This window comes from Dactylosporangium sp. CA-233914 (assembly GCF_050942935.1).
Classification (GTDB): domain Bacteria; phylum Actinomycetota; class Actinomycetes; order Mycobacteriales; family Micromonosporaceae; genus Dactylosporangium.
In genome coordinates, this window is record NZ_CP192030.1 from 6,755,190 (window position 1) to 6,776,651 (window position 21,462).

General features: G+C 72.1%; 13 protein-coding genes. 3 read left to right on the top strand and 10 right to left on the bottom strand.

The annotated features are described in order from the left end of the window. Window positions 1-37: 37 nt before the first annotated feature. From ACQPY0_RS30305 to ACQPY0_RS30315, 3 genes are all read right to left on the bottom strand, one after another. Complete coding sequence (locus tag ACQPY0_RS30305; RefSeq protein ID WP_432967806.1) at window positions 38-5,536, bottom strand: carboxyl transferase domain-containing protein; 5,499 nt, start codon at window positions 5,534-5,536, stop codon at window positions 38-40. Between the two features lie 274 nt (window positions 5,537-5,810). After that, window positions 5,811-7,241: an ATP-binding protein gene (locus tag ACQPY0_RS30310; protein ID WP_432967809.1), complete on the bottom strand. Its 1,431-nt coding sequence runs from the start codon at window positions 7,239-7,241 to the stop codon at window positions 5,811-5,813. Beyond that, on the bottom strand, window positions 7,238-8,899 hold the full coding sequence (locus ACQPY0_RS30315) for an FAD-dependent oxidoreductase (RefSeq protein WP_432967812.1): 1,662 nt from the start codon (window positions 8,897-8,899) through the stop codon (window positions 7,238-7,240). The genes ACQPY0_RS30310 and ACQPY0_RS30315 overlap by 4 nt, the downstream gene beginning before the upstream one ends. Window positions 8,900-8,987: 88 nt before the next feature. On the opposite strand from ACQPY0_RS30315, the gene ACQPY0_RS30320 reads away from it, so the two are divergent. Continuing rightward, complete coding sequence (locus ACQPY0_RS30320; protein WP_432967815.1) at window positions 8,988-9,251, top strand: UBP-type zinc finger domain-containing protein; 264 nt, start codon at window positions 8,988-8,990, stop codon at window positions 9,249-9,251. On the opposite strand, the gene ACQPY0_RS30325 is transcribed toward ACQPY0_RS30320, so the two are convergent. Further along, the gene (locus ACQPY0_RS30325; RefSeq protein WP_432967818.1) at window positions 9,248-10,117 is read right to left on the bottom strand and encodes an NAD(+)/NADH kinase; all 870 of its coding nucleotides are present in this window, start codon (window positions 10,115-10,117) and stop codon (window positions 9,248-9,250) included. The genes ACQPY0_RS30320 and ACQPY0_RS30325 overlap by 4 nt on opposite strands. A 440-nt stretch (window positions 10,118-10,557) precedes the next feature. Between ACQPY0_RS30325 and ACQPY0_RS30330 the strand changes: the two genes are divergently transcribed. Beyond that, the gene (locus ACQPY0_RS30330) at window positions 10,558-10,719 is read left to right on the top strand and encodes a hypothetical protein (RefSeq protein ID WP_432967821.1); all 162 of its coding nucleotides are present in this window, start codon (window positions 10,558-10,560) and stop codon (window positions 10,717-10,719) included. Between the two features lie 848 nt (window positions 10,720-11,567). Here the strand turns inward: ACQPY0_RS30330 and ACQPY0_RS30335 are convergent. The 5 genes from ACQPY0_RS30335 to ACQPY0_RS30355 all read right to left on the bottom strand — a co-directional run bounded on the left by ACQPY0_RS30335 (window position 11,568) and on the right by ACQPY0_RS30355 (window position 19,777). Further along, window positions 11,568-12,107: a dihydrofolate reductase family protein gene (locus tag ACQPY0_RS30335; protein WP_432967824.1), complete on the bottom strand. Its 540-nt coding sequence runs from the start codon at window positions 12,105-12,107 to the stop codon at window positions 11,568-11,570. A 153-nt stretch (window positions 12,108-12,260) separates the two neighbouring features. Next, window positions 12,261-13,793, bottom strand: a complete 1,533-nt coding sequence (ahcY, locus tag ACQPY0_RS30340; RefSeq protein WP_432967828.1) for an adenosylhomocysteinase — start codon at window positions 13,791-13,793, stop codon at window positions 12,261-12,263. 129 nt (window positions 13,794-13,922) lie between these two features. Next, window positions 13,923-14,708 (bottom strand): hypothetical protein, encoded by a 786-nt coding sequence (locus ACQPY0_RS30345; RefSeq protein WP_432967831.1) that lies wholly within the window; start codon window positions 14,706-14,708, stop codon window positions 13,923-13,925. Continuing rightward, window positions 14,701-18,537, bottom strand: a complete 3,837-nt coding sequence (locus tag ACQPY0_RS30350; RefSeq protein WP_432967834.1) for an SNF2-related protein — start codon at window positions 18,535-18,537, stop codon at window positions 14,701-14,703. Before ACQPY0_RS30350 ends, ACQPY0_RS30345 begins: the two co-directional genes overlap by 8 nt. Window positions 18,538-18,568: 31 nt before the next feature. Beyond that, complete coding sequence (locus ACQPY0_RS30355) at window positions 18,569-19,777, bottom strand: ferric iron reductase (RefSeq protein WP_432967837.1); 1,209 nt, start codon at window positions 19,775-19,777, stop codon at window positions 18,569-18,571. A gap of 65 nt (window positions 19,778-19,842) precedes the next feature. On the opposite strand from ACQPY0_RS30355, the gene ACQPY0_RS30360 reads away from it, so the two are divergent. After that, complete coding sequence (locus tag ACQPY0_RS30360; RefSeq protein ID WP_432967840.1) at window positions 19,843-20,991, top strand: type III PLP-dependent enzyme; 1,149 nt, start codon at window positions 19,843-19,845, stop codon at window positions 20,989-20,991. Here the strand turns inward: ACQPY0_RS30360 and def are convergent. After that, window positions 20,906-21,421: a peptide deformylase gene (gene def / locus ACQPY0_RS30365; protein WP_432967843.1), complete on the bottom strand. Its 516-nt coding sequence runs from the start codon at window positions 21,419-21,421 to the stop codon at window positions 20,906-20,908. The genes ACQPY0_RS30360 and def overlap by 86 nt on opposite strands. Window positions 21,422-21,462 lie beyond the last annotated feature (41 nt).

Consider the following 21,462-nt stretch of genomic DNA (forward strand, 5'->3'; position numbering starts at 1 on the left):
CACACGCTACGGTCCCCGGCCTCGTGGCCGGTTGGATTTATCGTTTGAGGCCGTGTTCGACGGCTTCGATGATGCGGGGCCGCAGTTCGGCGGCGCTGATGATGGCGTCGACGGAGCCGACGTCGACGGCGCGCTGGATGCTGTGGACGCGGTCGAATTCGGCGGCGACGGCGCTGACCATCTCGGCCCGTACGGAGGCCTGGACCTCGGCGAGGCGGGCGTTGAGGGCGGCGCGTTCGGCGCCGCTGGCCGCGTTGGTCCGGGCCTGCAGGTCGGTGACGCGCGGGTCGTTCATGGTGCGGTTGCTGACCTCGCCGGAGAAGACGACGGCGGCGGCGGGTGCGCCGCCGAGGACGGAGGCGAAGGAGCCTTCCAGGGCCAGGATGGTCATGTTGGGGTTGAGGGCCTTGGAGAACACGACGAACGCGCCGCCGTGGTAGCGGGAGATGACGCAGAAGACGATCGGGCCGTCGAAGTTGACGATGGCGCGGCCGATCTCGGCGCCGTACTCGAGCTGGAGTTTGCGCATCGATTCGGGGGAGCCGTCGAAGCCGGACAGGTTGGCCAGCACGACGAGGGGCCGGTTGCCGGAGGCGGCGTTGATGGCGCGGGCGACCTTTTTGGAGGAGCGGGGGAACAGGGTGCCGGCGGTGTAGGTGTCGGGGCCGTCGGTGGGTGGGAAGCCGGTGCGGGGCACGGAGCGGGACTCGATGCCGATGAGGCAGACGGGCCAGCCGCCGAGGTGGACGTCCTGGACGACGGCGGTGTCGGCGTCGGCCATGCCGGCCCATCGTTCCAGTGCTGGGTGGTCGGCGTCGGCGAGGGCGCGCATGACGGTGCGGATGTCGAAGGGTTTCTTGCGGTCGGGGTTGTGGGTGGCGGAGAAGATCTGGCCGACGGTGGTGAAGTCGCTGCCGGCGATGGTGTGGGGGTAGTGGGAGATGTCGCGGCCGGCGGGGTCGTCGGTGTGGGCGCGGCGGGGGCCGGCTTCGCCGGGGGCGATGTAGGTGTGGTCGTAGTGGGCCATGAGGACGTCGCGGGCGCCGGGGAGGTTGGGGGCCCAGTACTGGGCTTGGCCGTTGGGGCCCATGACGCGGTCGTAGCCGCCGATGCCGTAGTTGTCCTCGGCGGAGACGCCGCCGGAGAAGTCGAGGGCCTGTTTGCCGGTGAGGACCATGGCGGAGTCGGGGGTCATGACGAGGATGCCGCGGGTGTGCATGAGCATGGTCGCCTCGGCGTTCCAGTAGGGCTGGGCGCCGACGTTGATGCCGGTGACGACGATGTTGATCTCGCCGCCGGCCTGGGTGAAGGTGACGATGCGCTTGAGGGCGGCGGCGACCCAGTCCATGTTCTCGGTGCCGGAGGACATGGAGATCCTGGCGCCGGCGGACAGGGCGAACCATTCCAGCGGTACTCGCATCCGCTCGGCGAGGTCGAGGGCGGCGATGACGCGGCTGCATTCGGGTTCGGACAGGGCGCCGAGGGCCTTGGTGGGGTCGCCGAGCAGGACGACGCGGGTGACGCCTTCGGGGTGGCGGGTGGTGGGGGTGGTGACGACGCCGGCGATGATGGCGGCGTTGTTGCGGCCTTTGGGGCGCTGGACGGGTACGAGGGTGCCGTCGTTGTCGAGGTCGTGTTCGGTGAAGGTGCCGCGGTTGCCGGCGAGGAGGCTGGTGAGCTCGTACGGGTACACGTTGCCGCGCCGTGCGGCTCGCAGGACCTTCTGGCGGTAGTCGTCGAGGGGTTGGATGGGTTCGGTGCTGGGTTTGTCGACGGTGACGCCAGCGCCGTTGCCGGGGTCGAGGGTGATGCGGACGGCGACTTCGGACAGTTCGCCGGCGGCGTTGCGCTGGCGGGCGAGGAACTGGACTTCTTCGAGGCCGGCGCCGGCGGTGGTGGGCAGGAGCCGCTGGACGAGCAGGTCGATCTCGTCGGGGGTGAGTTCGGTGGCGGGCCAGACGTACAGCATGATGCGGTTGGTGTCGAATCGTTTGTTCTGGGGGCGCTGGGCCTGGATGGTGCGGATGGCGTCGAGGCAGCCGGTGACGGTGTTCTCGAGGGCGGGCAGGGCGACGAGGCGGCCGTCGGCCTCGCGCAGCGGGGTGAGGTCGCGGACCTGGCCGAGGGCGACGAGGCGTTCGTCGGCGGGGTTGGTTTTGGCGGTGGCTTTGAAGAGGTAGATCTCCTCGTCGGCCGATGGCAGGCGGGTGAGGTCGAATTCGCGGAGGCGGTGCAGTTGCAGGCGGTTGGCGATCTGGGGGTGCAGGCCGCGGATGAGGCGGTCTTCGGCGTAGGCGCCGGCGGTGTCGCCGTCGATGGGCCGGAAGGTGAAGTGGTGGTGCATGACGGCGTGGCTGGTGCCGGCGACGGTGATGGTGATGCGGCGTACGCCGGTGGGGATGCGCTGCTGGTTGAGGAGTTCGCCGAGGCGTTCGCCGATGGTGGCGGCGTCGGGTTGGTCTTCCCAGGCGATGTAGATGTCGGCGACGAGGCCGCGGGCGGGGACGTCGGTGGCGTGGCCGGCGACGGCGCGTAGGGCGGCGGGGAGGGTGTGGATGTCGACGGCGGTGGTGACGACGCGGGTGCGGCCGCTGCGGCCGGTGTGTTCGGCGGTGACGATCCGGCAGCCGTCGATGGTGTTGGTGGTGACGTCGGTGAGGCCGCGGTTGCCGTAGTAGCGGCGGGTGAGGACTTCCAGCAGTGGGGCGTGGTCGCGGCCGGGGCGGGGGATGCGCTGGCCGATGAGGCGGACGAGGGGTTCGGCGCTGGCGACCATGGCCTGGATGCGTTCGGCGCGGTCGGGGGCGTCGGGGTGGCGGTCGAGGTGGGTGAGGTGGCCGCGGACGGCGACGTAGACCTCGGCGCGGTTGCGGCGTAGCAGGGGTTGGGCGAACCAGCGGAAGACGATGCCGCGGGCGAGGTCGCTGACGGCTGGGAAGCGGACCTGGGTGGCTTCGATGAGGTGTTCGAGGGCGAGGCCGGCGCGTTCGGCGAGGGGTTCGGTGGGTGGTGGGCCGGCGAGCCATTGGCGGAGCAGTTCGTTGACGATGGCGACGTCGGTGCTGGTGCGTTGCTGGGCGAGGAAGATGCGGAAGACGGCGGCTTCCAGTTGGGGGGTGCGGTCGAGGCTGTGGATGTTGTAGTGGGCGAGGACTTTGGTGAGGCGGGCCTGGTAGCCGGCGGGGACGCCGGCGCGTTCGACGTCGAGGCTGCCGAGGTAGCGGTGGAAGAACTCGCGGGGGGAGTGCACGGGGCTGGCGGGTTGGGCGTCGAGGTCGCCGCGGGGGGTGTTGTGGCTGAGTTCGGCGAGGTCGGCGAAGACGGTGAGGAGTTCGAGTTCGCCGTCGATGGGGCGGGCGCCGTTCTGGGCGCGGGCGGTGAGGTAGCCGGCGATGACGCGGCTGCGGTCGTGGGGGTCGACGTCGAAGCCGAGCAGGAGGCTGCGGAGGTCCTGCAGGCCGTGGGTGGCGCGTTCGGCGGGGGTGGTGGCGGTGGGTTCGTCGGGCAGGTCGATGTCGATGGTGTCGGTGGTGGTGGGTTCGGTGGTGTCGGTTTCGTCGTCGGCGAGGGGTTCGAGGCGCATGAGGGGGGCGCCGGTTTCGACCTGGCTGCCGACGGAGACGAGCAGTTCGCGGACGCGGGCGCGGAACGGGGCGCGGAGGGCGGTTTCCATCTTCATGCTTTCCAGCACGAGGATGGGGGCGCCGGCGTCGATTTCGTCGCCGACGGCGAGGGGGGTGGCCACGACGAGGGCGGGGGCTTGGGAGCGGATGACGCCGCCTTCGTCGCGGCTGATGCGGTGGGTGATGCCGTCGACCTCGACGGTGTGGGTGGGGCCGTGGGTGGCGGTGACGAGGCGGAAGCGGCGGCCGTGGACGGTGATCTGGCCGCGGTGGGTGTCGAAGTGTTCGACTTCGGCGTCGGCGTGGTGGGTGTCGGGGCCGGCGGTGATGGCGACGCGGTAGCGGGTCTGGCCGACGCGGGCGACGGTGACGCGGTAGCCGATGCCGCGGAGTTTGAGGTCGAGGGGGTGGCCGGCTTCGTGCTGGACCTGGGGGCGGCCGCCGTGGGCGGTGGCCAGGAGCCGGCCGCGGGCGATTGCTTCTTCGTCCTGGTAGGCCTCGATGGCGGCGGCGGCGAGGGCGATGGCGCTGTGGCGGTGGTTGACGAGGCGGCCTTGGGCGCGGACGCGGTCGATCCAGCCGGTGTCGGCGGTGGCGTCGATGACTTCGGGTTGGTCGAGCAGGTCGAGGACGAAGCTTTTGTTGGTGGCGCCGCCGTCGATGATGACGGTGGTTTCGGCCATGGCGCGGCGCAGGCGGCCGAGGGCTTCGTCGCGGTCGCGGCCGTACGCGATGATTTTGGCGATCATGGAGTCGAAGTCCGATGGGATGCTGTCGCCTTCGCCGACGCCGCTGTCGACGCGGATGCCGGGGCCGGCGGGCAGGACGAGGCGGGAGATGCGGCCGGGGGCGGGGGCGAAGTCGCGGTCGGGGTCTTCGGCGTTGAGGCGGGCTTCGACGGCGTGGCCGAGTTCGGTGGGGCGTTGGCCGTCGAGGCGGCCGCCGCCGGCGACGTGGAGTTGCAGTTTGACGAGGTCGGTGCCGGTGGTGATCTCGGTGATCGGGTGTTCGACCTGCAGGCGGGTGTTGACCTCGAGGAAGGCGAAGAGGCGTTCGGCGGGGTGGTAGAGGAATTCGACGGTGCCGGCGCCGCGGTAGTCCACGGCGAGGGCGAGGCGTTCGGCGGCGGCTTTGAGTTCGGCGGTCTGTTCGGGGCCGAGGACGGGGGACGCGGATTCCTCGATGATCTTCTGGTTTTTGCGTTGTACGGAGCAGTCGCGGACGCCGAGGGCCCAGGCGGTGCCCTGGCCGTCGGCGATGACTTGGACTTCGACGTGGCGGGCGCCGGTGACGAGGCGTTCGAGGAAGACGACGCCGGAGCCGAAGGCGCGCAGGGCTTCGGCGCTGGTGCGTTGGTAGGCGTCGGCGAGTTCGTCGGCGGAGGCGACCATGCGGATGCCGCGTCCGCCGCCGCCAGCGGTGGCCTTGAGCATGAGGGGGTAGCCGATTGTTTCGCCGGCGCGCAGGGCGTCGTCGAGGGTGGCGACCTCGCCGCGGCTCCAGGGGGCGACGGGGACGCCGACTTCTTCGGCGATGAGTTTGGCGCCGATCTTGTCGCCGAGTTTGCGCATGGCGTCGGCGCTGGGGCCGATGAAGGTGATGCCGAGGCGGTCGCAGAGTTCGGCGAAGGCGGGGTCTTCGGCGACGAAGCCCCAGCCGACCCAGGCGGCGTCGGCGCCGGTTTCGCGCAGGGCGTGTTCGAGGGTGGCGTGGTTGAGGTAGGGGCGGGCGGCGGCGGGTCCGAGGGGGTGGGTGAGGTCGGCTTCGCGGACGAAGGTGGCGGTGCGGTCGACGTCGGTGTAGAGGGCGACCGTCTCGATCCGCTTCCCGGTCTCCGCGGAGAGGTCGCGTGCGGCGTGGATGAGGCGCATGGCGGCCTCGCCGCGGTTGACGATGGCGATACGACTGAACACCGGTTGAGCCTCCTGGTTTCCCCGCACAGCAGGCGACGCCCCGGTCGGGCGGGGCGTCGCAATTGTTCCCGTCTACACCCTGCTTGATTACTCGCTAGTACACCAATGCGTGCGTGTCGCATCGTACGGGGCGTTGTGTTGTGGGATCCCTACAACGTTTGTTGCCGAGTTCGGAAATCTTGACCTAGCATCCTAGGATGCGTTACCAGGTGTGCCTGACGGCACACCTACCTGAACAAGGGGCGGCGCTTCGCGCCGCACTGCTCCGAAACGATCAGCGGCTTTCGCGGAGGGGGAGCAGCACCGTGAACCGGGTGTCGCCGGGCTGGGAGCTGACGCGGATGTCGCCGTGGTGCTTCTTGACCACGATCCGGTAGCTGATGTCGAGGCCGAGGCCGGTCCCCTCGCCGACGGGCTTGGTGGTGAAGAACGGTTCGAAGATGCGGGGGCGGACCTCGGGCGGGATGCCGGTGCCGGTGTCGGCGATCTCGACGGACAGGCAGTCGCCGGTCGGGTCGAGGCCGGTGGTGATGGTGAGGGTGCCCTGGCCGTGCATGGCGGCGACGCCGTTGTCGATGAGGTTGGTCCAGACCTGGTTGAGCTCGGCGGCGTAGGCGGGGATGGCCGGCAGGGCGCGGTCGAACTGGGTGACGACGCGGACGCCGGAGGGGATCTTGCCGTTGAGCATGATGAGGGTGGCGTCGAGCAGGTCGTGGACGTCGACGACCTGGAAGGGGCCGCGGTCGAGCTGGGAGTACTGCTTGGCGGCCCCGACGAGGCCGGAGATGCGGGCGACGGCGTCGTCGATCTCGCCCATGAGCAGTTCGGTTTCGATGGTGTAGGCGAGCCAGCGTACGGCGGGTTCGAGGTCGATGTCGCCGATGCAGGTGGCGACGTCTTCGAGCCAGGGCACCTCGACGCCGCCGGCGACGAGGGTGGGTGCGAGGTCCCAGGCGCCGGTGACGTCGTGGTCGTCGAGCCAGTCGCCGATGGTGTCTTCGAGGTCGGAGGTTTCCAGGGCGGTGCGTTTGGGGGCGTTGGCGGCCTTCTTGACGGCGGTTTCCTGGAGTTCGACGAGGCCGTGGAGGCGTTCGCCGTCGAGGCGGCCGTCGGCGATCATGGCGAGTTTTTGGCGCATGCCGGCGACTTTGTCGCGCAGGACGGCGGTGGCGCGTACGGCGGCGGCGGCGGGGTTGTTGAGTTCGTGGGTGAGGCCGGCGGACAGGCTGCCCAGTGCCAGGAGGCGTTCGCGTTCGGCGACGGCGTTGTTGCTGTTGCGCATGCCGAAGAAGAGGCCTTCGAGCAGGTGCATGGCCATGGGGAACCATTGGCGTACGACGGGTCCGAACTCGGCGGCGGGCAGTTCGTAGACCTCGGCGTCGGTGATGGCGTGCATGGTGTTGTTGTAGAGCTGGGGGACCTGGTCGCCGAGGTAGGCCTGGGTGGCGCCGCCGTAGACGCCGGTCTGGTCGGTGCGGGAGAGTTCGACGTCGTCGCCGCGGATGTTGCGGCTGAGGGAGACGGTTCCGGACAGCAGGACGACGAAGCAGGTGGCGGGTTCGCCTTCGGTGTAGATGGGTTGGCCGGCGGTGTGGGTGACGGCCCAGCCGCGGGTGGCGAGCCAGTCGAGTTGGTTGTCGTCGAGGTGTTCGAAGAGGAAGAGTTCGCGCAGTTGTGGTGGGGTGAGGCGGCGGCCGGCGGTCATTGTGACTCCAGGAGGTACCGGTGTACGAGGGAGACGGCCATGGCGCCTTCGCCGACGGCGGAGGCGACGCGTTTGACTGAGTCGGCGCGCACGTCGCCGGCGGCGAAGACGCCGGGGACGGAGGATTCGAGGTGGTAGGGGTCGCGGCCCAGGAGCCAGCCGGGTGGTGGGCTGTCGCCGGTGAGCAGGTCGGGTCCGGTGAGGACGAAGCCGCGGGGGTCGCGTTGGACGACGCCGTCGAGCCAGTCGGTGCGGGGTTCGGCGCCGATGAAGATGAACAGCCAGGAGGCGGGGACGGTGCGGCCTGCTCCGCCGTCGACGGGGCGGAGTTCGAGGTGTTCGAGGTGTTCGTCGCCGTGGGCGGCGGCGATTTCGGTGCAGGGGTGGATCTCGATGTGGGGGACGGTGTTGATCTGGTCGATGAGGTATTGGGACATGGAGGCGGTGAGGTTGGGGGCGCGGATGAGGAGGTGGACGCGGCTGGCGTAGCGGGAGAAGAACATGGCGGCCTGGCCGGCGCTGTTGGCGCCGCCGACGATGTAGACGTCCTGGTCGGTGCAGCTGGGGGCTTCGGTGGCGGCGCTGCCGTAGTAGACGCCGCGGCCGTGGAGTTCGGCGAGGCCGGGGGCGGTGAGGCGGCGGTAGGAGACGCCGGTGGCGAGGATGACGGCGTGGGCGGCGATGGTGGTGCCGTCTTCGAAGTGCAGGATGCGGGTGTTGCCGTGGGTTTCCAGGCGGGTGGCGCGGCAGGCGGTGAGCAGTTCGGCGCCGAATTTGACGGCTTGGCGGCGGGCGCGGTCGGTGAGTTGGGCGCCGGAGACGCCGTCGGGGAAGCCGAGGTAGTTTTCGATGCGGCTGGATTGGCCGGCTTGTCCGCCGGTGGCGCGTTCTTCGAGCAGGACGGTGCGGAGGCCTTCGGAGGCGCCGTAGACGGCGGCGCCGAGGCCGGCGGGGCCGCCGCCGACGACGACGAGGTCGTAGAAGTCGGTGGTGGGGGTGGTGGTGAGGCCGACGTGGGTGGCGAGTTCGGCTTCGGTGGGGTTGATGAGGGTTTTGCCTTCGGTGGTGATGACGAGGGGGACGTCGTTGGCGGTGAGGCCGGCGGCGGTGAGCAGGCGTTGGCCTTCGGCGTCGTCGGTGGTGTGCCAGCGGTAGCTGATCATGTTGCGGGCGAGGAAGTCGCGGACTTTGTAGGAGGGTGCGGACCAGCGGTGGCCGATGATTTTGACGTCGGCGCTGGGGCGGTCGGGGGCGGCTTTCCAGGCGTCGAGCATGGCGTCGATGACGGGGTAGAGCTTCTCCTCGGGTGGGTGCCAGGGTTTGAGGAGGTAGTGGTCGAGGTCGACGATGTTGATGGCCTGGATGGCGGCGTCGGTGTCGGCGTAGGCGGTGAGCAGGACGCGGCGGGCGCGGGGGAAGAGGTCCATGGCGGCTTCGAGGAACTGCAGGCCGTTCATTTCGGGCATGCGGTAGTCGGCCAGCAGGACGGCGACCTGTTCGCCGCGGAGTTTGAGTTCTTTGAGGGTGTCGAGGGCTTCGTGGCCGGAGTCGGCGCGGACGATGCGGTAGTCCTCGCCGTAGTGGCGGCGCAGGTCGCGGGCGACGGCGCGGGAGACGGCGGGGTCGTCGTCGACGGTCAAGATCGCTGGCTTGGCCATGCGGTCAATCCAACCACGCGTTGCGCCGCTCGACGAATGTGTCGGGGGCTACGGTGGTGCGATGCAGAGTGCTTGTGCGCATGTGGACATGGTGGCCGAGGTTGAGCCGTCGGCGGATGGTTGTGAGGACTGTCTGGCGGTGGGTGGTCGTTGGGTGCATCTGCGGTTGTGCCTGACGTGCGGGCATGTGGGGTGTTGTGATTCGTCGCCGGCGAGGCATGCGACGGCGCATTTCCGTTCGGTGGGGCATCCGCTGGTGCAGTCGTTCGAGCCGGGTGAGGACTGGGTGTGGTGTTATGCGGATGAGACGCTGGTCGGTGTGTCCGGGTTGCCGGACCGGTCGCATGCTTAGGGGAGTTCGACTTCGAGGCTGCCGTTGACCTGGAGTTTGCGGCGGGCGCGTTCGTAGAAGGTGGTGTATCCGAGGCGCACCACCTTCGCGGCGGCGGGGGCGGCGGAGACGGTGAGGGTGTCGCCGGGGTTGAGTTCGCCGAGGACTTCGCCGTCGACTTCGACGACGAGGCGGCCGCTGGTGGGCAGGAGTTCGAGGTCGAGGTCTTCGTTGGGGGACAGGACGAGGGCGCGGTTGAAGGCGGAGTGGGCGGCGGCGGGGACGACGAGGATGCCTTCGACGGTGGGGGAGACGATGGGGCCGCCGGCGGAGAAGCTGTAGGCGGTGGAGCCGGTGGAGGTAGCGACGATGAGGGCGTCGGCGGCGTAGCGGACGAATGGGTAGCCCTGCATGGAGATGGCGATGGCGGCGAGGCCGTGGCCGGGCGTGCGGACGAGGGCGATGTCGTTGAATGCGGTGACGCTGGTGCCGTCGGGGAGGGTGGTTCGTACGGCCATGCGGGGTTCGACGGTGAAGCGGTGTGCGTCGATGGCGGAGAGGGCGTCGGGGAGTTCGTCGACGGAGACTTCGGCGAGGAAGCCGAGGCGGCCGAGGTTGACGCCGAGGACGGGGGTGGGTTTGCCGGACAGCAGGCGCATGCTGCGCAGCATGGTGCCGTCGCCGCCGAGGCTGACGACGAGGGAGGCGCGGCCGACGAGTTCGTCGGCGGTGACGGCGACGGCGGAGCAGTCGATGCGGTCGACTTCGTCGGGTAGGCCGAGGACGGTGGTGTCGCGGCTGCGGGCCCAGTCGATGACGGCGTCGATGGCTGGTTTGGAGTCGCGGCGTGGATGCAGGACGAGTCCGACGGTGTGCACCATCCCCATTACTGCAAGTGTACGGGGTGTGGTTCGGAGGTGGGTGTGGGGTCGGTCGGGGTTCGGGCGGGGAGTCGTTGCGGGTAGGTTGCGGTGTCGGCCGGGGTTTTGGAGGGGTCGGGGTTGTCGATCGCGCTGCGGCTGGCGTTGCATCTGCCACGTGACGCCGCGACGGTGCCGGTGCTCCCCGGCATTGATCCCGGCGCCGTACCTGCCGCTGCGTCTGGCGCTGTTGCCGCGGCCGGCGCTGAAGCCGGGTCCGATCGCGTCGAGGTGGCGGGTGTCGCGGTTGAACGCTTGCCGGATCCCGTCCGGCGATCGTCTGATCCTGCCGGCGCCGGTGCTTCCGGGTTCGTGTCGCCGGCCGGTGCGTCGCCAGCGTCCGGTGGGCCGGATGCGTCGTCGCCGGTCGGCTTTGGTGGTCCTCGAGTGGTGGCGCGGGTGAGCCGTTGTTCGATCCGGTACTGGACGAGCACGGCCGCGGCCTGCACATCATCCGGTCCCTGGCCGACGAGCTGTGCCTGCCTCCGTCGCTGTCCGGTGGTCTTGTGTTGCAGGCGGTGACCATGCTGCGGTGGACGACTGCCGCTGGGGTGTGGCAGCGGCGCTGAGGGTGCCGGGTGGCCACGGGCCGTGCGGCTGCGCGGGCGGCCGGGGCTCGCCGGTCCGCCGGACGGTGCGGGCGCCTGCCCGCTCCGTGACTGACTACTCGGCAGCCGCGGAGTGGGCAGGCGCCCGGTCGGCTTCGGCCGCCGGTCTTGTCTCATCGTGGGACGGCCGGGTGGCCGTTTGCCGGCAATCCGGCGGGCGTCGGGCCTGGCACGGAGGCGAATCCGCCCTCTGCGGTGCACGGCGAGGGGCCGGCGGGGCTGTGCCCGGTTAGCCGGCGATGCCCCCGTCGGCTAACCGGGCCGCCGCCGGGTCTCGCAGGCCGCGGCCGGATGTCCTGGGCCGCCGCAGGACGCGGGCGTCGAAGGAGGGACGCGGTGGCCGGGCCGGTGGCGCGCGGGGTTCGGAGTGCGTCTGGCGATTGTTGGCGCCGGGGCCGCTGGGCACGGCGCGTGGCGTACTCGCGGGCGGGCATCGTGCTGGCGCTGAGCCCGTAGCGGGACGGGCTGCGGGCGCAGCGCACCGGCTGCTGGCCTGCAGGTGCGGACGCGCCTCGATGCGGGGGCCTGGGTTGGCGGCTTCGGCGCACTCCTCGTGCAGGCCGCGTACTGGGGCTCGGCCGGCGCTGCCCCGGCTGCGCCCCGCCCGCGCGGCCGCGGACGGCTGCGGCGGTGACACCTTCGCCTCCGCCGCGGACTGCGGTTGAGCGGGCGGGGTCGGGCAGTCGGTCCGTTCGTTCGTCGCGTGCTCGGGCGGAGCGGGTGGGACGGATGGCACGCGGACCGGCTGTCGGCGGGATTGCGGGCCGATTGCCGGCGGGATTATCGGATTGCCGGTTACCGGATTGCGACTATTTGATAATCCGCATCCAGATGTTGATCGCTTTCGGGGTGTGGCTGACGTGGAGTTGCTCCAGGCGGACGTCGGCGCCGCCGGGGTGCTCGAACAGGCGGGTGCCGGCGCCGAGCAGGACCGGGGCGATGATCGCGAGGACTTCGTCGAGTTCGCCGAGGCGCAGGCATTGGCGGGCGATGTCGGCGCCGAGGATGTTGATGTGGGCGTTGCCGGCGGCGGCCTTCGCTTCGCGGATCGCGGTGGGCACGTCGGGGACGAAGGTGATCCCGTCGCCGTCGGGGCGGGGGTGGTGGGTGACGACGAACTGGGGGCCTTCCCAGCCGCCGCCGAAGGCCTTGCCGGCCTTGTCGGTGCCCTTGTGGGGGTCGTCGCCGCCGAAGGTGCGGTTGCCGACGATGAGGGCGCCGAAGCGGGGGATGAACTGCTCGACGAACGGGTTCGGGCCGAGGTGCGGGGTGAGCCAGCCCATGTCGCCGCCGGGGCCGGCGATGTAGCCGTCGAGGGACATGGTCGCGGAGTACAGCAGGGTCGCCATCGTGTGTGCCTTTCGTCGTCCGGCGGGTTGTCGCTGTTGTGACGACGGTGGGCGGCCGGATTCACCGGTTCCGGCGCGGGGTTGCCGCGCCGGAACCAGGAACGTCACGTTCGGTGACGGTAGCATCGCGGGTGGCGAGGGCGGCGGGCACCGTCAGTAGCGGTAGTGGTCGGGTTTGTAGGGGCCAGCGACGTCGACGCCGATGTACTCGGCCTGGTCCTTCGTCAGCTTGGTGAGGCGGACGCCGAGCGCGTCGAGGTGCAGCGCGGCGACCTTCTCGTCGAGGTGCTTCGGTAGCCGGTACACCTGCCGCTCGTAGGCGCCGGGCTTCGTGTACAGCTCGATCTGGGCGATCGTCTGGTTGGTGAACGAGTTGGACATGACGAAGCTCGGGTGGCCGGTGGCGTTGCCGAGGTTGAGCAGCCGCCCCTCGGACAGCACGATGATCGACCGGCCGTCGGCGCGGGTCCACTCGTGGACCTGGGGTTTGATCTCGGTCCTGGTGATGCCGGGCAGCTGGGCGAGGCCGGCCATGTCGATCTCGTTGTCGAAGTGCCCGACGTTGCCGACGATCGCGTTGTGTTTCATCCGGGTCAGCTGGTCGGCGGTGATGATGCCCTTGTTCCCGGTGGCGGTGATGAACACGTCACCGGTGGTGATGACGTCGTCGAGGTGGACAACGGGCAGGCCGTGCATGGCGGCCTGCAGGGCGCAGATCGGGTCGATCTCGGTGACGACGACCCGGGCGCCCATGCCGCGCAGGGCTTCGGCGGCGCCCTTGCCGACGTCGCCGTAGCCACAGACGACGGCGAGCTTCCCGGCGAGCATGACGTCGGTGGCGCGGTTGAGGCCGTCGAGCAGGGAGTGGCGGATGCCGTACGTGTTGTCGAATTTCGACTTCGTCACCGAGTCGTTGACGTTGATCGCCGGGAACAGCAGTGAGCCTTCGCCGGCGAGCTTGTAGAGGCGTTTGACGCCGTTGGTGGTCTCCTCGGTGACGCCGCGGACGCCGGCGGCGATGCGGGTGAAGCGCTGCGGGTCCCGGGCCAGGCTCGCGGCCAGGGTCTGCAGGATGATGGTGTACTCGTGCTCGTCGCCGGGCTGCGGCTGCGGGACGGCGCCGCGGGTCTCGAACTGCGCGCCCTGGTGGATGAGCAGGGTGGCGTCGCCGCCGTCGTCGACGATCATGTTCGGGCCGAGGGGTTCGCCGCCGGTGCCGGTGAACCGGAACAGCTGGTCGGTGCACCACCAGTACTCCTGCAGCGTTTCGCCTTTCCACGCGAACACCGGCGTGCCGGCGGGCTCGTCGGGCGTGCCGGTGGGGCCGGCGACGACCGCGGCGGCGGCCTCGTCCTGGGTGGAGAAGATGTTGCACGACACCCAGCGGACCTGCGCGCCGAGGGCGACGAGGGTCTCGATGAGCACCGCGGTCTGCACCGTCATGTGCAGGCTGCCGGCGATGCGGGCGCCGCGCAGTGGCTGGGTGGCCTCGTATTCGCGGCGGGTCGCCATCAGGCCGGGCATCTCCAGCTCGGCGAGGCGGATCTGGGTGCGGCCCGCGGCGGCCAGGGACAGGTCGGCGACGGCGAACTCGACGCCGCCGCGGCGTTGCAGATACGGGTGCCCATCGTCGATGAGCTGCTGCAGGGTGTGGCCGGACCGTATTTCGGACATACCTGAGGTCACCTCCCGGTGACAGGAGGCGCCCTTGGGTCAAGGGAAGGTCAGCGGCGGCCGAGCGTGGCGGACCCGGAACGGTCCGTCGCAGCGCCTCTCGGCCCTGACCGCGGCGTCGTCGCGCCGCTGCCGTCGACGTTAGCGGGGCCGGGTCCGTGGCGGCAACCCCGCCTCGCGCTGCGTGACGATGTGATAGGCGGCACGGAGCAGGTCGGTGACGTCGAACCGGCCGGCGGACAGCGGCAGCGGGTCGAGCTGCTCCAGGATCGCGTCCGGGCGGTGCACGGCGCCGGGCACCTGCGGGTCCGGGGCGCTCAGGCGGGGGCCGGCCTGCCAGAAGGTACCGGATGCGGGGGTTTCGCTCGTCGAGGCGGCGGGCGGGTGCTGCCGGCGTTCGATGTGGCCCAGAGCGGAGACGCGGTGCGAGCGCAGCGCCTCGAGGAGCTCGTCGCGGCCGCGGCCGCGCCAGGCGAGGATCGCGAACGGGTCGGCGTCGAACTCCTCGGCCAGCACGTAGCAGGCGGCGGTCAGGTGCCGGCACGGTTTGTGCCAGCCGGGGCAGGAGCAGTCCAGGACGACCTCGGACAGGCTCTGCGGGAACAGCGACAGGCCGAACCCGGCCAGGATCGTGCCGAGATCGTCGGGCAGGTGCCCGGCGAGCAGTTTCGCGGCGTGGATCGCCTCGCCGGCCAGGGCCCGTTCGATGCGGGCCCAGTCGGCGGCGGTGAACGCCTTGACCCCGATGCGGGCCCGGTACGTCTCACCGTCCTCGTCGACGACCAGCGCCGTCACGATACTCGTCGAGATGGTCACGGAGCGTACCTGCCCGGCGCGGGCGTAGCGGCGCCCGGCCGAAAATGTCGTACCCATCCGCAAGGATTCCAGCATGGCGATGAACTGGTCCGAAAACCGCTGTTCAGGCATCCGTGACCGCCTCCGGGCGAAGCGACACCAGGTCGAGCAGGTCGTCGGTGGACAGGCCGGTCAGCCAGCCCTCACCGGAGCCGACCGCGACCCCGGCCAGTTCCCGCTTGCCGGCCATCACATGCTCGATACGCTCCTCGACGGTGCCGATGCACACGAACGTGTGGACCTGCACGTCGCGGCGCTGCCCGATACGGAACGCCCGGTCGGTCGCCTGCGCCTCCGCGGCCGGGTTCCACCACCGGTCCACGTGCACGACGTGGTTCGCGGCCGTCAGGTTCAGGCCGGTCCCGCCCGCTTTCAGCGACACCAGCAGCACCCCCGGCCCGTCACCGGACTGGAACCGTTCGACCATCCGGTCCCGGGCGCCTTTGGGGGTACCCCCGTGCAGGAACTCCACGCCGGTGCCCAGCTGCCGGCCCAGATGCGGCACGAGCAGCTGCCCGAACTTCGTGAACTGGGTGAACACCAGCGCCCGGTCCCCGGCCGCCAGCGCCGCGGCCAGGATCTCCTCCAGGCGGCTGAGCTTGCCGGAGCGGCCCGGCAGCGGCGTCCCGTCGCCCATCAGGTGCGCCGGATGGTTGCACACCTGCTTGAGCTTCGTCATCGCCGACAGCACCAGACCCTTGCGCGCCGGGCCGGCGCGGCCCTCACGCAGCTTCACGAACAGCTCCTGCACGACCGCCTTGTAGAGGGTCGCCTGCTCCAGCGTCAGGTTGCACCACTGCCGCCGCTCCGACTTCTCCGGCAGGTCCGCGATCACCGCCCGGTCCGTCTTCACCCGCCGCAGCAGGAACGGCCGCGTCACCCGGCGCAGCCGCCGGGCCGCATCCGGGTCGCTCCACCGCTCGATCGGCACCGAATACCGGGCCCGGAAAACACTGGCCTCGCCGAGCAGGCCCGGGTTGAGGAAGTCGGCGATCGACCACAGCTCCGTCAGCCGGTTCTCCACCGGGGTACCGGTCAACGCGACCCGGTGCCGGGCCGGGAGCCTGCGCACCGCCCGCGCCGTCACCCCGGCCGCGTTCTTCACGTGCTGGGCCTCGTCGAGCACGACCCGGTCCCAGCCGATCGCGGCCAGGATGTCGACGTCGCGGGTCGCGACCTGATACGTGGTCAGGACCAGGTCCGCGTCCGGGACCACGCCCGCGGTGAGCCGGTGGGCGCCGTGGTGGACGGCGACGGTCAGGCCCGGCGTGAACCGCTCGATCTCCCGCCGCCAGTTACCCAGCACCGACAGCGGGCACACGATCAGCGTCGGCGGCCGCGGCCCCGCCCCGCGCAGCTGCGCCTCCAGCGCCAGGACCTGCACCGTCTTACCCAGGCCCATGTCGTCGGCGAGCAGCGCCCCGACCCCGATCGAGTCCAGGAACGCAAGCCACGACAGGCCGCGGCGCTGATACGGGCGCAGGGCCGTGGCCAGGCCCGGCGGCTGGTCGAGCAGCTCCAGGCGCTCCACCGCCCGGCCGGTCAGCAGGTCGGCGAGCCACCCGGAGCCGTCGACACCGGTCACCGGCAGCGGCAGGTCCCCGTCCGGGACCAGCCGGGTCAGGCGCATCGCCTCACCGGCGCTCATCTCACCGCGGCCGCCGCGGCGCAGGAACGCCAGCCCCGCCCGCAGCCGCTCACCGTCGAGGTGCACCCACCGGCCCCGCAGCCGCACCAGCGGCACCTTCGCCCTCGCCAGGGCGGTCAGATCGGCGTCGGAGAGGAACTCGTCGCCGATCGCCAGACCCCACTGGAAGTCCACGATCGCCGCCCGGTTCGCGGTCGTGTCCCGCAGCACCGGCGCCGCCGGCTGCCGGGTGCGGACCGTCAGCGTCAGGCCGAGCTCCTGGCGGCGCTGCCACCGCGCCGGCAGCAGCACCCCGAACCCGGCGTCGTGCAGCAGCGACGCATACGTCAGGAACCGGTATGCGCCGACGGTGTCCAGGCGCAGCGACACCGGCCGCGGCACCCGCAGCGCGTCGTCGAGGTCCGGCCACAGCCGGCTCGCCCGGCCCAGGTCCGCCAGCAGCACCTCCTGCGGATAGTCGACCCACTTGAACAGCGGCGACCCCGCGTCGCTCCACACGTCCGCGGCCGGGACGAGCAGCCCCGGCTCCTCGGCCGGCTGCAGCAGGAACTCCACCAGCCACGACCCGCCGTCCTCGTCGACCGCTCCCGCCCGGCCGGCGACCACCCCGGCCCGGTCGTCGCGGCGCACGGCCTGCGGATCCGGGGCCAGGTCGTCGGCGTCGTCGCAGTCCTCGACGAACGACAGCCGGAAACAGGTCCGCACGGGCGCGGGACGCCCGCTGTCGGCCCACCGCTGCAGCACCTCCCGCAGCCGGGCGACCTGCGGGCCTTCACCCAGCGCAACCAGATCCCGCACCGCCGCCGGCGATCCGGCGGGCGCCACCGGGCCGGCCTGCCGATCCACGGCACCGGCCGGGCCGAAGACGCCGGCGGCGCCGGATCGGGCGCTGCGATCACCGGCCGGCGCGGCGCCGAGGAGGTCACCGGCGGCCGCGGCGCCGGGTTCACGGGACCCGGGGCGGGGCGTGTCACCGGGACCGGAAGGCGCCTGCGGTCCGGACCCGTCCCGGTCGTGCGGCACCAGGTCGAGCCAGTCCCGGGCCGGCGCCTGACCGGACTCGTCGCGGCCGGGCGCCGGCCCGGACCAGTCCTGGGCGGGCGGCGGCTCGTTCGTGCGGCCGTGGCCCTCGGCGGCGGCTCGGGCGATCGCCCGAGCCTGGGCGCGGGGGTCGAGCGCGGGCGAGCCGGACGGCGGGGTGGACGTCCGCAGGCGGGCGTCGGGCGCGGTCAGGGCGGACAGCCAGGAGTGTATGGCGGTGTCGTGGCGGGCCTGGCCGTCGGACAGCAGGGGGCGGTCGTACAGGCGGGCACGGACGAGGAGGTCGACCTGGGTGTCCAGGGCGGCGCGGGTCGCGGTGGCCGCGGACCACGGCTCGGCGGCGGTGGAGGCCGTACGGGGCGGCACGCGGCGGGCGGCCGGGCTCGCGGCGGCGCCGGGCACGGCGGCGGCGGTGACGCCGGGCATCGCGCGGGACAAGGTTTCGAACGTGGCGGCGTCCGGGCCCCACAGGGCCGGGCGCCACCGCGCCGACGGGGGCCGCTGCGCCGTGAGCGTGGGCAGGACACGGCCGCGGGCGACGAGATCCGTGGCGAAGGTGACCAGGTCGGACAGGAAACCGATCGACGAGCCGGCGACAGCGTCCGGGAAGGCGGTCAGCAGCGGCTCCGGGTCGGTGCCCGGTTCGGGGACGACGACCGGGACCGTCCACGCCGCGCGGCGGCGGGCTGCCGGGCGGCGGCTGCCCGGGAGGTGGGCGGTGGCCTCCGGGGACGCGGCCGGAGCCGTCGGGGTGGACGGCAGCACCAGGTCAGCGGTCGTGACGGTGCCGGGCAGCGGCGGGAGGACGGCGAACGGGTGCGGAGCCGGGCCGCCGTCCGGCCGTGGCGCTACGGCCCGGGCGCCGGATGCCGGGGCGGTGGGCGGCGTGACAGGAGCGCATGCCGCGGCGACCAGGGACGCCGGCGCGGCGCCAGGAGAGGGGGAGGCAGAGGCAAGCGGTGGGACCGGTGCTGCGGTGGCAGCGTCGGGAGAGCAGGAGGCGGCGAGCGGCCGGGAAGCGGGCGCGTCGGGAAGGGACGGGGCAGCTGGTGTGAGCAGGGGAGCCGGCGCTGGGGGGATCGGTTGCGCGGACGGCTCGGGGCCGCCGGGGTGCGCAGGCGCCGGGGGCGGGACGGGGGCGGCGGCGTCGGTGGACTCGGCCCAGTAGGCGAGGGTTCCGTCCGGCAGCACCAGGCCGTGCACGACGATCACCGGTACGACCCTACTGCGACCCGCCGGCCGGTCAGCGCCACAGCGGGGGTTCGCCGGTGTCGACAAGCTTCCAGTCGCCGTTGTCGTACAGGGCGTTGTCGTAGTAGAAGACCGTCGGCGGCAGCAGGTCCGGGGCGGTGAACGCCTCCCGGGCGGCGCGGTGCAGGGCCTGCGGCGGCACCGCCCATGTGTCGCGGGCCAGGGCGGCGATGTAGGACAGGGCGTGGTGGCCCATGAAGCTGTCGTACGTCAGGCTGAACACCTCGTCCGCGGCGAGGGGCACGTCGCGGGGGATGACGTTCGCCGGGGGCAGGCCGCCCGGCAGCGACCGGGTCGTGCGGTGGGTGCTGTCGACGTAGAGGGCGCAGTCGCGGTACAGGATCCGGGTCTGCCACGTGCCCGGGTCGAACGCGAACAGGGTGTTCTGGCCGTGGGTCTCCAGCGGGCAGCCGGTCGCGTGGGCGGTCCGCGACCACATGCGCACCATCGGGGCCACGATCCGCTGCGTGAGGAAGGCCAGCGGCGCCTCGCCGGCGGCCTCGACCAGCTGGACCAGCAGCGGCGGGTCGTCGGGGGCGTGCAGGTCCCGGCCGTAGAGGGCGAACAGCGGCACCGTGAACGGCGGCGCGTCGGCGGCGGGGCGGGCCGAGCGGACCAGGAACCCCCACGCGTCCTCGCCCAGGCCGGGGTCGAGCCAGCCGCCGCCGACCTCCGGCAGGACCGGGGTGCCGGCGCGCAGCAGGTCGTCGCAGACCCACAGCTGCAGCTCGATCACCGGGCGGCGCAGCCGGCGGGTGAACCGTGACAGTCGCCGCGGGTAGTGCAGCTTCACGAAGTGCGGCGGGACCGGGCGGCCGCCGGCCGCCTCGACGAACACGGTGCGGGCGTTCGCCGACGGCACGACCGTCAGCGGCGGGCCCGAAGGCAGGCCCAGCAGCTCGTCGCGGCCGAGCAGGTTGGGGCTGTCCAGGGCGTTGGGGTGGACCGGGAGCAGGAAGCCGTCGGCGTCGGCGTAGAGCTCGTGCAGCGGCGAGCCGGCGGCGGCGCGGCGGTAGGCGCCCAGCGTCGCCGGGACCCGGAACGTCGGGACGTCGAACGTCGCCGCCCCCCGCTGCGGGTGGAACTCGTCGGCGATGTCGAGGTCGGCGGCGTAGGGGCTGTACGTGCGGGTGCCGACGCCGAGATACCGTTCCGCGTACTGCCACAACGCGATCGGGTCGCGGGCGTCGATGAGGCGCATCGGCGTGAGCCTACTGCGCGTGCCCGGGCGCAGCCGAACGGAGTGCGGTGTCAGCCAGCCCACGTGTGATCGAGGAAGCCCTCGCCGGCCCCCGCCCCGCCTACATCTACGACCTTGTCACCGTCCGCGCGCAGGTCCGGGCGCTGCGGGCGGCGCTGCCGGCGGGGACGCTGATCGCGTACGCGATGAAGGCCAACGGCCACCCCGCCGTGCTCCGCGCCGCCCTGGACGCCGCCGACGCCGTCGAGGTCGCCTCCGCCGGTGAGCTGGCGGCGGCCCCGGACGGGGCGGCGGTCATCGTCAGCGGCCCCGCGAAGTCCGACGAGCTGCTGCGCGGCGCCGTCGAACGTGGGGCGGTGATCAACGTCGAGAGCCTCCACGAGCTGCGCCGGCTCGGCGTGGCCGGGCGGGCCAGGATCTGCCTGCGGGTCAACCGGGCCCATCCGCTGCTGCCCGGCCGGCACCGGATGTCGGGTGTCCCGACCCAGTTCGGGCTCGCCGAGGACGACGTCGACGAGGCGGTGGCCGTCGCCCGCCGCGCCGGCCACGACGTGGCGGGCGTCCACCTGCACGCGGTGTCGAACAACCTCGACGCCGCTCAGCACGCCACGTTCATCGCGGACTGTGTGCGGTGGGCGCAGGCCCGCGGTATCGGGCCGGTCGTCAACACCGGCGGCGGGTTCGGCGTCGACGTGACCGGCCGGACCCACTTCGACCTGCACGGACTCGCCCGGGACCTCGGTGAGCTGCGGCTCGGTGGGATGCGGCTGGTCGTCGAGCCGGGACGGTACGTGGCCGCCCCGGCCGGCTGGTACGCCACCGAGGTCGTCGACGTCAAGCACAGCCACGGCACCGCGTTCGCCGTCGTCAAGGGCGGCACCCACCACTTCCGGCTGCCGGCGTCGTGGGGCTACAGCCACCCGTTCGAGGTGATCCCGGTCGAGGCGTGGCCGTGGCCGTGGCCGCGGCCGGAGGTGGTGAACACCCCGGTCACGGTTGCGGGGGAGCAGTGCAACCCCCGCGACGTGCTGTCCCGCGACGAGCCGGTCGGGCGGCTGCGGGCCGGGGACGTGCTGCTGTTCGCGAACACCGGCGCGTACGGCTGGGAGGTCGCCCACCACGACTTCCTCAGGCTCGACCCTCCGCGGTTCGCGACCCTGGACGAAAGGTGGCCCGCACCGCCCGCAGCGCCTGGCGGCGGGCGTCGCCGGTGAGGGTGTCGATGTAGAGGACCCCGTCGAGGTGGTCGAGTTCGTGCTGCAGGGCCCGGGCCAGCAGCCCGGACCCGGTGACCGTGACCGGGTCGCCGTGCTCGTCGAAGCCGGTCGCGGTGACCGTGAACGCCCGCGGCGTCGGGAACGCCAGCCCCGGGATGGACAGGCATCCCTCGTCGCCGTCCTGCTGCCCGGACCGGGCCGTGATCCGCGGATTCACCAGGTACGACGGGCTGGTGGTGCCGTAGGCGAACACCCGCAGCGGCACCCCGATCTGCGGGGCCGCCACCCCGGCCCGGCCCGGTTCGCCGGTCAGCGTGTCGAGCAGGTCCCGGACCAGGGACCGCAGTGCGGCATCGAACGAGGTCACCGGGTCGGCGGGGGAGCGCAGGACCGGGTCTCCCAGGACCCGGATCGGCTGGATCGTCACCGGTCACAGGGTACGTCGGTCGGCCGTCTAGGCTCGGACGC